This is a genomic window from Thalassospira sp. B30-1 (genome assembly GCF_015767575.1).
Taxonomy (GTDB): Bacteria; Pseudomonadota; Alphaproteobacteria; order Rhodospirillales; family Thalassospiraceae; genus Thalassospira; species Thalassospira xiamenensis.
Genome location: NZ_CP065232.1, coordinates 896,095 through 911,739, shown reverse-complemented (window position 1 = coordinate 911,739; position 15,645 = coordinate 896,095). Strand labels below are relative to the sequence as shown.

Below are 15,645 nucleotides of genomic sequence, written 5' to 3'. Positions count from 1 at the left end.
GTTCAAATTTGGAACAATTATTGAAATCCGCTCCGGAGTAAACCGATGAGCCCCACTCTTCGCACCGCCAGGTGGTTTCCCTGGCTTGTTCTTGTCGCTGGCTGTCTTGTCCTGGCGGTCAATCTCGGCATCCGCCCGTCGCTTGGCCTGTTCATCCCCGATATGCTGACCGCCACCGGCTGGAGTGCCTCGACCTTTGGTCTGGCCTTTGCCATTCAGAACCTGATGTGGGGTGTTGCCGCCCCGATTGCCGGTGCCCTTGCTGATCGCTATGGCACCACACGCACACTGATTGGTGGGGCGGCGTTTTATGCGTTGGGCCTGTATCTCATGGGTATTTCGACCTCGCCAATGGAACTGCATCTGACATCGGGATTCCTGATCGGAGCAGGGGTCGGTGCGACCAGCTTCCCGGTCATTCTGGCCGCCATAAGCCGCGCCTTTCCGCCGAACAAACGCAGCTTCGCCCTTGGTCTGGCATCCGCCGGGGGATCGGTCGGCCAGTTCGTCATGGCCCCGACAACCCAGTTTCTTAATGACGGTTATGGCTATGTCACCGCCCTTGCAATTCTTGCCGTCATGTCGATGATCATCGTACCCTTTGCCTTTGCGCTTACCGGCAAGGCCGAGGCCCATGGCCCCAATTCAGGTGGTGCCGATCTTGAACCGACCGGGCTGGTCGCAGCCTTCGACGAGGCGCGCAAACATCGCGGTTTTCTGCTGCTCAATGCCGGGTTCTTTGTCTGCGGCTTCCATATCGCGGTGATCGCAACCCACCTGCCAACCTTTACCCAGCTTTGCGGCCTGCCCGGTTCGGTCGCGGCACAGGGGCTTGCGATTGTTGGCCTGTTTAACATCGTTGGCACCCTGACGGCCGGTTGGGTGGGCGGCAAGTGGCGAAAAAAATGGAGCCTGTCGTTTATTTACGGCATGCGCGCACTGGTCATTCTGCTGTTCATGCTTGCTCCAAAAACCGCCGAAACCATCTGGCTGTTTTCTGCCCTGATGGGAGCGCTTTGGCTGTCGACGGTGCCGTTGACCAGTGGCATCATCGTGCAGGTTTTCGGCCCGCGCTATATGGCGACCCTGTTTGGCATTGTCATGCTTTCCCATCAGATCGGCGCATTCTTTGGCGCATGGATGGGCGGGATCATCTTTGATATGACCGGCAGTTTCGATGGCGTCTGGATCGCCTCCATCGCGCTTGGCATCTTTGCCGCCATCGTCCATATGCCAATTGACGACAAAGCCCTTCGGGTCGAAGCCAACGCCTGATCGCTGATTATCCGAACAAAGCCGTGACACATATTTTCTGTGTCACGGCTTTCTCCTATCAGACCACCGTAGCAATGATCTTGCCGCGTGCCCGGCCCGATGATTGTCGGGCAAAGGCATCGGCAAACTGATCAAGCGGCACGGTCCGGTCGATCAGAACACGCACATTGTTCTCGGTCATCGCCGAAACGACCCGTGCCAGCCGATCCCCATCAGACATGTGAAACACAAACTGCGCATTGACATTGTGGGCATGTGCCAATGCCTCATCCGGCGGGGCAACAAGCGATAGCAGCCTGCCGCCGCTTCGCAGAACACCAAACGATTTTTGCTGTGTTTCACCGCCGATGGTGTCAATCACCAGATCAATATCCGAAAGCATTTCTGCAAAATCAGCATGGCGATAATCGATCACCTGATCTGCACCCAATGTCTGCGCAATGGCGATCCCGTCCCCGGATGCGGTTGCAATCACGCGTGCGCCTGACGCACGGGCAAACTGGATGGCAAAACTGCCTACCCCACCGGCCCCGGCATGGATCAGAACCGTCTGCCCGACACCAAGACCACCCAGCTCAAACAACGCCTGCCACGCCGTTCCCGCAGCCGTCGGAATGCCTGCGGCGACTTCAAGCGGCATGTCTTCGGGCACCTTCACCAGATAATTCGCCGGAACACAGGCAAACCCGGCTAACGCCCCGCCCGCAACCGGATCAAGCCGAGCAATAACCTTGTCACCCTTGTGCCAGCCACTCACATTTGCCCCGACCTCCTCGATCATCCCTGCAAGGTCGGATCCGACCGTGTATCGGAACTCCAGCGGGAAATAGCCCTGCAACACGCCGCTTTGCAATTTAATATCAAGCGGATTAAGAGCTGCTGCTCCCACCCGGACCAGCACGTCCTCCGGGCCGATTTCCGGTGTAGCAATATCGCGGATGACAGGTGCGGTATTGTAATCATCAAGTCTGACGGCTTTCATTGCGCGGCCTCCTGATCAGTGATTGGCCATGCGCCCACCTGATACAACCAGCCAAGCCAGTCTTCCAGATGCCATGTATGGGTCACCTTGCCGTTTTCGACATAATGAAATTCGTGAATCGGCATGTGAAAAGCCCTGCCTGTCGGCGCAATCCCGAACCATTCGCCTGAATGCGTGCCGGTGATTTCGGCCCGCACGGCAACCCGGCCCGGTCCGCCAATCATTTCGTGGACGATGATTTTCACGTCTGGAAAGGCAGCCTGAAACGCCCTGATCAGGGGCTTCATGCCATCGCGTCCCGGTGCCTGCCCGGGGGCAAGCGGGATATCCTGCCAGTCGCTGCAAACCGCCTCATCCAAAAGGTCGGCACCTTCGCTAAAAGCCCGATAGAGTACCTCGATGGCCTTGCGATCCGGGTCTGATACCCCGGTAATCACAGGCTTATTGATTTGCTCCGTCATTTTCATTTCCCATTCAGGATTGTTGGATATGGGAAATGCTATCGATCCTCTCGACATAATTGAAATCGATATAAGATATATGGCAACATCCATTTCATGGATTTACATGGTATCGACCTCAATCTTATGGTGGCCTTCGACGCGCTGATGAAAGAACGCAGCGTCACGCGCGCGGGTATCCGCATTGGCCGCACCCAACCGGCCATGAGTGCCGCACTATCGCGGCTGCGCGGATTGCTTAATGATGAACTTTTCATCCGAAGCCCTGCGGGCTTGCAGCCAACCCCGCGTGCCCTTGATCTTGCCGAACCAATTGGCCATGCGCTGGCCGAAATTCAGCGCACGCTTGAATTCACCCAGACGTTTGATCCGACGACGTCAACCGCGACTTTTTCCATAGCACTTTCGGATCATCCGACCTTCAAAGTCCTACCGGTGTTGCTTGATGCGCTGCGTCAGAAGGCACCGGGCATCACGCTGCGGATCGGTAACTTCACCGCGCGGGATGACGCCATTACCCTGCTTGACGCGGGGGAAGCCGACCTAACGATTGGCGTCTCCCCCACGGCAAGCGGGCGCATACTGACCCGACCACTGTTTTCGGAAGACTTCGTTTGCGTTCTGCGCCGTGACCACCCAGCAACCAAGGCACCGCTGGATCTTGCGGCTTTCCTTTCGCTATCGCATTTGCTGGTATCACCGGAAAATGACCGTTTTGGTCTGGTGGATGCGGCACTGGCAAAAATGGGCCATAAACGCCGCCTTGCCGTGACCCTGCCAACGATGTACGCCGCCCCGCTTGTGATTGCGCGCTCCGATCTGATCGCGACTCTGATGGCGGGCGTCATTCCAGCGTCTGGCCAGGCCGATGCTCTTGCCATCCGCCCGCTTCCCTTCGATCTTGATCCGATCGGCTTCACCATGTCCTGGCATCGCCGCAATGATGTCCATCCCGCACAACGCTGGCTGCGTGATTTTGTCTCGGGCCTGCCGCTTGATGGATAACAAGACGCCCGGTATCTGCTACACCGCCGACCCAAATCGCCTCTTTCCCGCGGCGCAGCGTTAAGCTAAAACCCGCTCATGGACAGACCGATTTACATGACCCCCGAAGGGCTCGCAGCCCTTCGCACCGAACTTGATCACCTGTGGAAAAAGGAACGGCCCGAAACCGTTGCAGTGGTTTCATGGGCGGCAGGTAATGGCGACCGGTCGGAAAATGGCGATTACATCTATGGCAAGAAGCGCCTGCGCGAAATTGATCGCCGGGTGCGCTATCTGCGCAAACGGATCGAGGACGCGGTTGTTGTCGACCCGCACGAACAACCCGATCACGGCCGGGTTTTCTTTGGCGCCACGGTTACATATGTGAATGCGCGGGACGAAGAAGTCACCATCCGCATCGTGGGCGAGGACGAGGCCGAAAGCCTCAAAGGCAGAATAAGCTGGATTTCCCCTGTCGCCCGCGCCCTGATGAAGGCCGGTGTCGGTGACGTCGTCACGTTGCGCACCCCGGCGGGCGAGGACGAGCTTGAAGTCCTAAAAATCAGCTATCCGACAGCATAACCCGTCGGTTCTGTGACCGCAATTTCATACCCATCCGGATCACGGACAAAAAACTGATGCGTGCCGTCCTCAAGCTCCGTCACCGGCTCTGGCTTGAACCCGGCATCGTTTAGCGCGTCAAACATGACATCAACATCATTGCATTCCAGATACCAGACCAGCCCGGCAAAGGATGGTCGCATCCGGCGCTCTTCATGCGAAACACCGCCATGCGCGGCCAGCATCAAACGGATTCCGGTATCCCCGTCACCTGCCTCCAGCATCGCCCAGACCGGTTGCTCATCCAGATCGGACAGGGTACGCGCCACCACCTCAAACCTCAGCAAACGGTAAAACCCGATGCTGCGGTTGATCTCGGCAACGTTTAAAAGCGGTGTGGCGGCTGTGATCATCATGATCCTGTTAAACGCAAAATCGAGTCACGATTATGCCCGCCTGTGCCACACACGCATAGCCCTACTGCGCCCGACAAGGTCGCCTTCTCACATCCGGCTTTTACCCCGACGCGTCGGTTCGGCCTGCAACGGGTCGTCGGGCCAGTAATGTTTGGGATACCGTCCCTTCATCTCGGCCTTGACCTGCGCATAGGAGCCGTTCCAGAACCCCACCAGATCAGACGTCACCTGAAGCGGCCTTTGCGCTGGCGACAGCAGATGCAACGTTACCGCCACCTTACCACCAGCAATTTTGGGAGTTTCGGTCGCGCCAAACATTTCCTGCAACCGGACAGGAAGCCCTGGTGTTTCGCCACTATAATCAATGCGGATGTGTGACCCGGTTGGCACGGTCCAGTGGGTCGGTGCCAGACGATCAAGCTCTTGGCGCCTGTTCCAGTCAATGCCTGATACCAATGCCTCGGCCAAATTGACCTGTTTAAGCTGGCTGCGTTTATTGATCCCGCCAAGATATGGCATCAGCCAATCCTCAAGCGATGCCAAAAGCGCATCGTCGCTCATGTCGGGCCAGTTTTCCGGATCAACCCGGTGCAGGAACGCGATCCGTTCGCGCAGTCCCTCGGCCGCCTTGTCCCAAGGCAAACAATGCAGGCCAAGACGACGAATGCCTTCGATCATCGCGGCCGCAATGGCATCAGGTCCGGCTTCGTCACGGGTGGTCTTTTCGTCAAGCACCAGCGCCCCGATCCGCCGTTGCCAGCGCGCCTGCACCGCATCGCTTTGCGCATCCCAGAAGACCTCTGTCCCTTCGGAAATCTGATCGGCGAAATGGGTTTCAAGGCTCGCGCGCGATAACGGTGCGGCAAGGTAAATCCTTGCCTCTCGTGCCTGTCCGTCAAGCTCCGCCACCGCGATATAGGGTTCGCTCGCCAACCCATCATCGTTCGCCAGAATCCCGCCACGCCCACCCGACAGACGATACCGCGCATCAGTCCCCTTGCGCCGTTCGCCAATCCGGTCGGGATAGGCAAAGGCCAGAAGCAACCCGACCTGATCGGCATGATCAACAGGATCAGCGGGGTTATGACTACCCGCTTTGCTGGCCTCTTTCTTCGCGGCATCACCCAATCGCCGCGAAAGCTGCCTTGCGGCCTCGGTGATCATTTTCGGGGCCTTGCGGGCCAAAATCGCCTCTACCCTAAGCCGTAAATCCGCGCCGCGACCGCGCATGAAATCCCGATCCGATAACAATGCCGCCAGCGCACAGGCAACCTCACCCAGTCCAAGGCGCGCCCCACGCAACATCATATGCGCCAAGCGTGGATGCACCGGCAATCCGGCCATCGCGGTGCCCATCGGCGTGATCCGGTTGGCATCGTCAATCGCCTCAAGCCGCCTCAACACATCGCGCGCCTGATCGATCTTTGCCCCGTCGGGCTGATCCAGCCACGGCAGGCTTGCCGGATCAGACACGCCCCACTGCGCGAGTTCCAACGTCAGCGGCGCAAGATCGGCATCGGCAATTTCCGGTGCGGTAAAGGGCGGGCGGGCACGATGTTCGGCTTCCGCCCACAGGCGATAACACACGCCGGGCTCTAACCGCCCCGCACGGCCACGGCGTTGTTCAGCACTGGCCTGCGATGATTTGACCGTCACCAGCCGCGTCATGCCCGATGCCGGGTTAAACCTCGGCAAACGCTGCAACCCGCAATCCACCACCACCCGAATGCCATCTATCGTCAATGACGTTTCGGCAATCGCAGTCGCCAGCACCACCTTGCGCATGCCATCTGGTGCGGGCTCAATCGCAATATCCTGTGCCCTGGTTTCCATCGCGCCATAAAGCGGCGCAATGATCACCGATGGATCAAGCCCATCTTTCAACGCCACCTCAACCCGCGTGATTTCCCCCTGCCCGGGCAGGAAGGTCAGGATCGACCCGCTTTCCTCGCGAAGTGCCAACCGGATCGCCGCCGTCATTTCCCGATCAATCCACGCATCAGGGCGGATCGGGATATATTTTGTTTCAACCGGGAAAGCGCGGCCTTCGCTGGTGATCACCGGGCAACAGCCCATCAGAGCCGCAATCGGATCACCATCAAGGGTTGCCGACATTACGACAATGCGCAAATCATCGCGAAGGGCTGCCTGCGTTTCCAGTGCCAATGCCAACCCCAGATCGGCATCCAGCGACCTTTCGTGAAATTCATCAAAAATCACGCAACCAATGCCTGACAGTTCCGGATCATTCTGAATCATGCGCACCAGAATACCCTCGGTCACGACCTCAATCCGGGTGCTGGTGGAAACCTTGCTGTCAAACCGCACGCGATAGCCGACCGTCTCACCAACGCTTTCGCCCAATAACTGCGCCATCCGGCGCGCCGCTGCCCGTGCGGCCAGCCGCCGGGGCTCCAGCATCACGATCTTCTGGTCATTCCGCCATGCACTTTCCAGCAATGCCAAGGGCACCTTGGTCGTTTTCCCGGCCCCCGGCGGGGCCTGCAAAACCGCATTGGTACCGGTTTCCAGCACGGCACAAAGGTCGGGCAGAACCGCATCAATCGGAAGGATGGGGAAGGCTTTGGGCATGAACTGGACTAACAACTACGGCAAGGGCCGGACATTACTGAAGGATTTCATCAAAAGCGCAACAAAATCAGACCAAACGTACCGGCCCCGCATATTTCGCGACCAGATCATCCGATGTCAGAAGCATTATCCCTTCCGATATCGCCTGAGCAACCAGAAGCCGATCAAACGGATCCTTGTGAATAGACGGTAAAGTATCGATCATAAGCGTATGTTCGCCAATGATCGGCAATTCGGAGTATCCATTATCAATTAACCCTCGACGCAATAGCCGGGCATTCACCCGAAAATCATCTCGCCCCAGCCCGGACTTGATTGCGATTTCCCAAAGACTGACCGCGCTGAAAAGCAATTCGCTCTCCGCGTTTTCGATCAGATCAACTGCGCCAGATGGAAGCTTTTCCGGTTCTCCTGCCGCCCAAAGGATCAAGTGCGTATCGAGCAAAAGCTTCATCAGCGCAGACCAAACATTTCTTCGATCTCGTCCGATCCCATTCTGTCGAAATCGTCCGGAACCAGAATTTCACCGCGAAGGAATCCCGTCCGTTTGGCAAGGGATTTCTCGGGATCAAACGCAGACATCTGAACGACCGGTTTTCCTGCCTTAGCAATCACAAGATCCTCGCCGTTCATTACCCTTGCAATCAACCGGGACAGGTGTGTTTTGGCCTCATGAATGTTAACGGTTCCCATCGCGCACCTCAAATATGACTAAGTTAACTTAGTCTATCTTATATTTATCGAATTCGCAGCAAAAAGCGAACTACTCCTGCTCGTGCAAGAATTGCACCGGCCCTGTCCTCAAAACAAGTCCCCGCTCCCCGCCAATCCGTTGCAGGGTTTTAAGCCCGCGCGTCAGCCTATAAAGCGCATCCATATCGCCGCTTACCCGCATTTTCTGCGCTTCGATCCGGGTCACTTTAAACAAGTCGCGAAACGCCTCTTCGGAAAGCACACGAAGGGCTTCCTCCTTCTCCAGCCGGGTCGGATCGGGATGCTCGAAAGTTAACGGCAACAAAAGGTTCAATATGTTTTCCATCGCCGCCTTTTCTATCACAATCGACAATGCCCAGACCATCCATGCCTGAGTCCAGCGCATATAATTACGCCGATCCACGCCAAACCGCCCAAGACCGGCATAAAAAACACCGCGCTTTGCATCAAACAATGCTTCACACGCCCAATCCGCAATCTTCTTTGCCGCGGGAAGATCACCAAACCGGCAAAGTGTCCCGATGGCTTGTGCCACCGCATGACAATCAACATACCCGTCCCGCTTGGCAAAGCTGCGCGGGCGGCCATTAGTGTCAAAACATTCCGCACGGTAAAATGCATAGCCACGCATGATCGCGTCATCCAACCCGACCATCCCCGATGCCCGGAACCGATCCAGCAGATCAAGGATGTAACCGGTATGAAAGCCATCAACAAAGCGATGATGCGACCGCGTGCCATATTCCCACGCCCCATCGAAACGCTGCGCGGCCAGAACCCGCGCAACCGCCTTCCGGCTTATTTCATTACCCGGATCAATGCGATGCAATGTCCAGGCGGTCCAAAGGCTGGCATTATGGATTTCCCTATCCCCCTGCCCGACATAGACAAAATACCCATCACGCCAAAGCCCACGCAAAAATCCCGCCGCCCGATGCAATACCGGGTCGCTTGGTGCCATACCGCCAGTCATCAACGCATCAACCGCAAAGCTTGTGACAATCGCATTGGACGCACCGCGCGGCACATAGAAGGCGCGTGCCTGCCACGCAAACGGATATCCCCAACCACCGTCCTCGTTTTGCATCTGGCAAAGCCTGCCCGCCACATCGCGAAGCCGTACCCCATCAGCCGCCCCCAGAAGCAACGCCAACGTTTTCGGGTTTTGCAATGCCGGGATGATCGCAATATGGCGTAATGCCCGTGGTCCACGCTTAATCGCCTGCAACCAAGTCAGCCGCGCCATCCGAAACCGCCCCAAGCCGCTTAAACGGAACACCCCGCTTTCGAGCCCGTCAAACGGATCGGCCCCGGCAAAGTTGGCGTGAACAATCCCCGCAAGAACACGGTCACGCACCGCAATCAGATCATTGCCTTGCATCGGTATTCTCCCGCATGGCAATCCCCGCCGCCATCCCGCAACAAATCAGGTAATGCCCGTATGACAGTGTATTGTCCGTCACCATCGTCACCACGACTGATGCCAGAACACACATCGCCAACCGCGATCCCCGTGCAAACCAGATCAGCATCCCCCAGCCCATCAGCCAAAGGATTGCTCCGATCAATCCCGTCTCGAACAGGATGCGGAAATGATCATTATGCAGCGCGCCGAATGCCGCCGCAGACGGCAAATCCTGCAAAATCGCCTCGACACTGCCCGCTCCAAAGCCAAGCCATTGACGTGCGGAGGATGCCGTTTGCCAATCATTCCAAAACATCTGCCAGAATGCCAATCGCCCGCTGCCATGCGTCATCAAAAGGCGCGGCAGCCAGATCGTCATCATCACCCCCACCGCAATCAAAGTCGGCAATCCGAAAAGCCACGTCATCGCTCGCGAAAACCGAACCCGCCCGACAAAGGCGATCATCAGCGCCAAAACCGCAATCCGCGTCTGGCTCAGGACCACGGCAACCGCGGCAACCCCACCAATCCATCCGCGCGCACGCCTCCGCATCGCGCACGTCAATGCAAACAACCCCAGAAACAGAAACGGATGATTAAGCCGCCACCCTTCATGGGTGATCTGAAAAACACTTGCCATCGGCAGATACAAAATCAATGCCGGCACCATCACCCGCAAACAATCCCGCCCCAGCCATAGGCCGCATATCAGGCCAAGCGGCAGGATCAAAAGATTGCCGATCAGCCGGACTTTCTCATCCGTCCCGCCATCGCCAAGCCCAACAACCCCGACCAACACGCCCAGCAAAAGCACGGCGACCAATCCATCTCCCGTCAATCGCCCCCGCAAAATCGCAGGCCCAACCCAAATCCCCCAAAACCCGATCAGGATCAGCTTCGCCAGCATCCCGCCAAACCCGGTCAGCCAAAGCGATGCCAGCATTGCCACAATGCCCAGCAAAAGAACCGGCATGTTTGAGCCCGCCGTATCCCCGACCGTGTCCGGCTTTGCGTTCATTTCGGCCATGAATTGCCCCTGCAACACCCCGCCACACCTCGCGGCGGGACAAATCCGAAAAACTCCGCTATCGTGATCAGCTTGAAATCATGGATATTTTCGGAACGCTGATGCAGCGACTGGTGACATTTTGCCTGACATCCCAGATCGTTCTGGCCCCTATCATGCTGGGCGGCACACGACCTTGGGCGATAGCGGTTTTGACCATCCTGACCGGCATCGGGTTGCTGGCGGCGGGATGGTTCGGCCACGTGAAACTGACCCGACCGATCAAACAGGTTGGCATTGCCGGCGCACTCCTGTCTGTATGGCTGGTCGTGCAGGCCGCACCGATCTGGCCAACGCTGCCTGCCCCGTTCAACGCATCGCACCTTGCCCTTTACCCAACCGCCTTCCTGCCGATGATCGGCAGTGTTTTGTGGCTGGTCGGTATCTATGTGCTGGCCGCTGGATGCGCGCAAATGCGAGGTGATAAATTCACCCGAATAATCGCATGGGCCGTGATAATTGCGGCAATTCTGCAAGTCGCACTTGCCTGTCTTGCCGATATCTTCTCGTTTGAAAGCACCTATTGGTTTGCCAAGCAGGCCCATCTTGGTGACTGGACCGGAAGCTTTGCCAATCGCAACGCCTTTGGCGGCCTGATGACGATTGCGGCGATCTACGCCCTTTACCTTTTCTGCGCCAAGGGCACGGCCACAATCGGAAGCCGGATTGATCACGCGGCTGGCTGGATCGCACTTGCACTGATTTTCACATCCGCCCTGTTCGCCAGCCATTCGCGAAGTGCGGTTCTTGCACTGGCAATTGCCCTCATCACCTTTGCAATCATGCTTCGCCCAAAAGCAGACCGCCTGCTGCCGCGCATCACATATCCCGTTCTTGTCGTAGCCTGCGTTACAACTGCCCTGATCGTCATCGCCATGCTCATTCCCGATCTTGGCAATCGCTTTGCCGAACTGGCCCGCCCCGATCTGATCCAGCGCGATGACGCATGGCACACTGCCATCATCGCCATATCCCATCGCCCATTTACCGGCTTTGGCCCGAACGCGATTGCGCTGGTGATGGATCATTTCGCAACTCTTGGCCTTAACCGCAAAGCCGCATGGTTCAGCAGCCATAATTTATGGCTTGATGCCGCCCTCATCTTTGGCATTCCCGCAACGCTGGCGATGGCTGGTTTTATCCTGTATCGGCTGACACGCACTTTCCGAGCAGCCGCAAACCGTCTGGATCGAACGCTTCTGATCAGCCTTGCGGCTCTGATCGGTATCATGTCCAGCATCGGCTGGGTCGCGTCGATGCCTGCACTCATTCTGCCCTTCCTGTCCCTTCTGGCCGCGCTTGAAGCAAGGCCGAAAGTACAAAGCCGCGCAGCATCACAATATCGGAACGGTCCCCGGCAATCCGTGCGGCCCGATCCAGTTCTTCGCCAATCGCCTGCGGATTAAAGTCTTGTTGCTGCGCCCGTGCCAAAGCCCGAAGCGACATCAAAACCGGATCAAACGGCGCATCTATAAGCTCCGCACTCGTCAATATCTCCAAAGCCATCCATTCGCCTGATTTAAAAGCTGCCGTGACCGCGTGCTGCTTTTCGTAATCGGCAACTCCATCCCCATCACGCAAAGCAGCTTCGATATCCGGCACATTCCGCAAGGCCGCCATCTCAGCCCCAAGGCGGCCCAAACCGATCCCGATCAAAACCAGCCCGGCAAATATAGGGGTCCGGCGAAAACGCATCAGGCGTTCTCCGCCCTGTCGGCATTGTCCCCACCATACGCCGGTCTGCCCCGTGTGGCAGCCAGGACAAGGCCATCGGGCACCAACCCGGCGGCGTTCAACTGACTGATGGCATCGCGCACATCACTGCGTTTGCTGTAACCACGGCGCAGCACCAGCAGCCGTGCATCCGCCGCTCCCATCAGCAGTATCGCATCGGCCACCGATAAAACCGGCGGACTATCAATCACGATCCGGTCATAACGACCGCCTAGATGATCCAGAACATCCCGTAATCCATTCTGAAGCAAGCCGGTCGCAAAGCTTCCCGGTACGGATGCCCGCGCACCGATATAGTCAAAGGATTCGCGATCTTCCCAGCTTTGAATGGCGTCCTCCAACGTCCCTTCACCGGCCAGAGCCGCCGTCAAATCCGACACGTTGCCGACACGCGCAAATCCCGCTGGGTGGCGCAGGTCGCCATCAAGCAGAATCGTCTTCATCCCCGCAGTCGCAAAGCTTGTCGCAAGATCACGCGCCAGTCTGCTTTTGCCTTCGCCAGGCACAGCCGACCCGATGCAACTGACATGGGCGCGACCCGCATGCACGCGCGTTTTGGCAAGGATATTGATCAAAACCGCCAGATGGCCAACCGCTTCCTCCATCGAAACCGCACTGGCAAAGGGGGCATCAACTTGCGGAGTCCGGGCATAAAGCGGAATACCAAACCGGTCTTCCAACTTCCCGTCATCATGGATCGCCTGATCGAAATAGTGTCTAAGCATCCCCGCAACAACGGCGGCAAAAAGCGCGACCAGAACTGCCGCCATCCACAAATCGCGCCTGGTCGGAAACTCCGCCGTTTCAGGCAGGCTTGCGGCCTGCATCACCGTCACATCACTTTGAAATGCAGCCAATGCGATGCGAAGTTCCTGCTCCGTTGTGCCAAGCGTGTCGGCTTCGCTGCGCATCAGTTCCACCGCGCGCAAAAGGGCGGCCTGCCCCTGTGCCTTTTCATGGCGGACAGTCAATTTTTCCTGCCAGTCATCACGCTGGCTTCTGATCACATCATATTGTTTTTGCGCATCTCGCAGATCAAGCGCGATCTTCTCTGCCGCCACCAACACGGCGTCGCGCAGATGCCGCTGCACGGTTTCAAGTTCACGATGAACAGCAATCATCGCCGGATGCTTGGGACCGTATCGCTGATCCAATGCCGCATGATTTCGACGCACCTCGTCATATTGCCCAGAAAGCCTTCGAACCGTTTCATTATTGGCAATCGGTGGCAGGGCCAGAAGGGCATCAATCGACTGCGCATTTTTACGCGCATCTGCCATCAGGCGTGCCCGTTCCAGATCACGCCGCGCAACCTCCAGCATGCCATTCAGTTGATAAATCCGGTCCAGCATCAAACGGCTTTCATCGGGTTCGATAAAGCCTGCCTGCTGCTGCCACACCGAAAGATCGGTTTCGGCCTGCGCCAGCTTTGCGTTCGCGGCCAAAAGCTGTTCGGACGTTTCCATCAACCTCGCGCGAAGTCCCTGTTTGCGTGTACTTTCGCGCTGCCAAAGGTAACTGTCGATAACGGCATTCAGGATTTTCTGGCTTTGCGCCGCATCATGATCGGTCACACTAACCTCGATCACGGACGCATTGCCAATGCGCACCACCTCGATCCGTGATCGCAGGGCACCAAGTACGCGGTTATCGCCTGCTTCATTTCCCTCACTTCCTTCAATCGCCGGCACGATCTGAACGCCCTCACCGCGCAGGACCGAAAGTGCGGTTGCCAGTACTTCATTCCCGCGAAGCTCCGTCATTGCGGTTTCCAAATGCTGCGCAACCCCGCCCCCGTTTATCGGGGCATCTTCGCGATCAATCACAAAGGCAATTTCGGCCACCGAACGATAGGTTGGCATTAGTCGGGGAATAAGAGCCGCGGCCACCATCAACACCGCAACAAAAACCAGCATCACAATCCCGCGGCGCTGCCACAGCACCGCGAACAGATCAATCAACGTCAAGTCTGTATCCTTGTCGGTTTGCAGTTGATCCGAATGCCTCATCGCGGGCTGACCGATGGCTGTTCAATCCAGTCCGACTGATCGGTATCTGCCCTTTCTTCCGTGAGGCTCGTGTTCCAGCTTTGCGTCGCCGCCGGGTCCCATTGCCTGTAATACGTGCTGAAACGAATTGGCAAAAAGGGCTGGGGTGGCTTTGATATTGATCCGGGACTGGTATTGTCGGTTGTCTCTGACACAACGGCTTGCGCGCGATATCCCGCATCAAAAAACCGTCTTGAGATTTCAGGCATCGTTCCTGCTGCCATCGCTTCACGCATCATGGGTTCGGGATACATTGCCACCACCCGAAGCACCGCCTTCATAACGATCAATTCCATCAGAAAACTGCCTGTCCCGCCGGGCATGAGCATCTGCGTCAATGCCAGAACCCGATCCAGAGCCAGCAAGACCATCCTGAAATCCTCTGGCCCCAGATTGCCTTCGCTTGTCACCACATCCCGGCCCAACAATCTTGCAATCAGGGCATCGACCGTATCGTCAATTTCCACAGTGTCGTTTTCGGATAGCTGATCGGTCAGGAATTGCATGATCTGGCTTGCATTTGCCTCAGCCGCTTCGATTTCAGGTGGGGGTAAAACCACCTGTCCGCTGGCATCGGCAGGTGTCAACACAAGCCAGATCGCAAATCCGACAGTCACGACCCAACCTGCCGCGCGGTAAAATCGTCCAGCCCATGCCCGCAAGATTGCCGGAATGATACCCCCGGCAAACCGCCAAAGCCCGCGGCCATACCGTGGCCCCATCGTGCGCGGTGCCATGGCAATGCGCCATGCAAATTCCAGCCCGCATCGCTGCATCATCGCTGGTGCCCGCCTGATATCACCGGCCAGGACATCAAAGGCCCCCCCAACCCCCATGATAAAACGGCATCCGGTTTTCGGCCCGTAATTCACCACAAACGCATCCTTGCGCGGACTGGGAAGGGCAACAAACACCACGTCCGCACCGCTGGCTCGAACCTTTTCGGCCAGTTTGGAATCATCGGGGTCGTAACCGTGATGGCCCCCGGCAATGATCAGTTCGGGAAAATCGCGGCGAAGGCGTGCTTGCACGCGATGCAGAACATCATCGCGTGCGCCTAGCAAAAAGACCGAATATCCCGCCGCCTCAAACCTTGGCAAAAGGCTTTCCATCAAATCAATGCCTGTCACCCGTTCGGGCACCGCAAGGCCCAGCAATCGCGCCGCCCAGACAATCCCCATCCCATCCGCCGACAGGCAATCGGCCTGTGCCAAAACACGCCAAAGATCGCCATCCCGACACGCTTGTGCGAATTTGACCGCATTTAACGACAAATGGCGGAAACAGCCTTCTTGATGGATATTGGAACAGATGTGATCGGCCAATGACGCCTGCCTGCGCAAATCAAGCGTCAGGCCGAAAAAGTCCCCCCGGTCGCTGGTCATCCCCGCCGATCTCTCCCCAATG

14 protein-coding genes are annotated in these 15,645 nt (G+C 57.3%); 4 read left to right on the top strand and 10 right to left on the bottom strand.

Annotation, left to right across the window (positions count from 1 at the left end; all coding sequences use genetic code 11):
- Positions 1–45 precede the first annotated feature (45 nt).
- On the top strand, positions 46–1,275 hold the full coding sequence (locus tag IT971_RS04160) for an MFS transporter (RefSeq protein WP_063092817.1): 1,230 nt from the start codon (positions 46–48) through the stop codon (positions 1,273–1,275).
- A 58-nt stretch (positions 1,276–1,333) separates the two neighbouring features.
- Here IT971_RS04160 and IT971_RS04155 read toward each other — a convergent pair whose 3' ends face one another.
- Both IT971_RS04155 and IT971_RS04150 read right to left on the bottom strand, forming a co-directional pair.
- Positions 1,334–2,257, bottom strand: a complete 924-nt coding sequence (locus IT971_RS04155; protein WP_063092816.1) for an NADP-dependent oxidoreductase — start codon at positions 2,255–2,257, stop codon at positions 1,334–1,336.
- Positions 2,254–2,718 (bottom strand): ester cyclase, encoded by a 465-nt coding sequence (locus tag IT971_RS04150; protein ID WP_063092845.1) that lies wholly within the window; start codon positions 2,716–2,718, stop codon positions 2,254–2,256. Before IT971_RS04150 ends, IT971_RS04155 begins: the two co-directional genes overlap by 4 nt.
- A 96-nt stretch (positions 2,719–2,814) precedes the next feature.
- Here IT971_RS04150 and IT971_RS04145 point away from each other — a divergent pair, with 96 nt between their 5' ends.
- Positions 2,815–3,723 carry a LysR family transcriptional regulator gene (locus tag IT971_RS04145; protein ID WP_063092815.1) on the top strand — a complete coding sequence of 303 codons (909 nt, stop codon included), beginning with the start codon at positions 2,815–2,817 and terminating at the stop codon, positions 3,721–3,723.
- A gap of 78 nt (positions 3,724–3,801) precedes the next feature.
- Positions 3,802–4,284, top strand: a complete 483-nt coding sequence (greB, locus tag IT971_RS04140; protein WP_223305010.1) for a transcription elongation factor GreB — start codon at positions 3,802–3,804, stop codon at positions 4,282–4,284.
- Here greB and IT971_RS04135 read toward each other — a convergent pair.
- The 6 genes from IT971_RS04135 to IT971_RS04110 all read right to left on the bottom strand — a co-directional run bounded on the left by IT971_RS04135 (position 4,269) and on the right by IT971_RS04110 (position 10,417).
- Complete coding sequence (locus IT971_RS04135) at positions 4,269–4,679, bottom strand: VOC family protein (protein ID WP_063092813.1); 411 nt, start codon at positions 4,677–4,679, stop codon at positions 4,269–4,271. The genes greB and IT971_RS04135 overlap by 16 nt on opposite strands.
- An 87-nt stretch (positions 4,680–4,766) precedes the next feature.
- The gene (gene hrpB, locus IT971_RS04130; RefSeq protein ID WP_063092812.1) at positions 4,767–7,271 is read right to left on the bottom strand and encodes an ATP-dependent helicase HrpB; all 2,505 of its coding nucleotides are present in this window, start codon (positions 7,269–7,271) and stop codon (positions 4,767–4,769) included.
- A gap of 67 nt (positions 7,272–7,338) precedes the next feature.
- Positions 7,339–7,725, bottom strand: coding sequence for a type II toxin-antitoxin system VapC family toxin (locus IT971_RS04125; protein WP_063092811.1), 387 nt, complete (start codon positions 7,723–7,725; stop codon positions 7,339–7,341).
- On the bottom strand, positions 7,725–7,964 hold the full coding sequence (locus IT971_RS04120) for a type II toxin-antitoxin system Phd/YefM family antitoxin (protein WP_037991808.1): 240 nt from the start codon (positions 7,962–7,964) through the stop codon (positions 7,725–7,727). The genes IT971_RS04125 and IT971_RS04120 overlap by 1 nt, the downstream gene beginning before the upstream one ends.
- Positions 7,965–8,034: 70 nt before the next feature.
- Positions 8,035–9,366 carry a prenyltransferase/squalene oxidase repeat-containing protein gene (locus IT971_RS04115; RefSeq protein WP_063092810.1) on the bottom strand — a complete coding sequence of 444 codons (1,332 nt, stop codon included), beginning with the start codon at positions 9,364–9,366 and terminating at the stop codon, positions 8,035–8,037.
- Positions 9,353–10,417 (bottom strand): O-antigen ligase, encoded by a 1,065-nt coding sequence (locus IT971_RS04110; RefSeq protein ID WP_063092809.1) that lies wholly within the window; start codon positions 10,415–10,417, stop codon positions 9,353–9,355. The genes IT971_RS04115 and IT971_RS04110 overlap by 14 nt, the downstream gene beginning before the upstream one ends.
- Positions 10,418–10,497: 80 nt before the next feature.
- On the opposite strand from IT971_RS04110, the gene IT971_RS04105 reads away from it, so the two are divergent.
- Positions 10,498–11,862 carry an O-antigen ligase gene (locus IT971_RS04105; protein ID WP_063092808.1) on the top strand — a complete coding sequence of 455 codons (1,365 nt, stop codon included), beginning with the start codon at positions 10,498–10,500 and terminating at the stop codon, positions 11,860–11,862.
- 288 nt (positions 11,863–12,150) lie between these two features.
- On the opposite strand, the gene IT971_RS04100 is transcribed toward IT971_RS04105, so the two are convergent.
- Both IT971_RS04100 and IT971_RS04095 read right to left on the bottom strand, forming a co-directional pair.
- Positions 12,151–14,157 (bottom strand): tyrosine-protein kinase domain-containing protein, encoded by a 2,007-nt coding sequence (locus tag IT971_RS04100; protein ID WP_158526675.1) that lies wholly within the window; start codon positions 14,155–14,157, stop codon positions 12,151–12,153.
- Positions 14,158–14,195: 38 nt separating this feature from the next.
- Positions 14,196–15,623, bottom strand: coding sequence for a WecB/TagA/CpsF family glycosyltransferase (locus IT971_RS04095; RefSeq protein ID WP_063092806.1), 1,428 nt, complete (start codon positions 15,621–15,623; stop codon positions 14,196–14,198).
- Positions 15,624–15,645 lie beyond the last annotated feature (22 nt).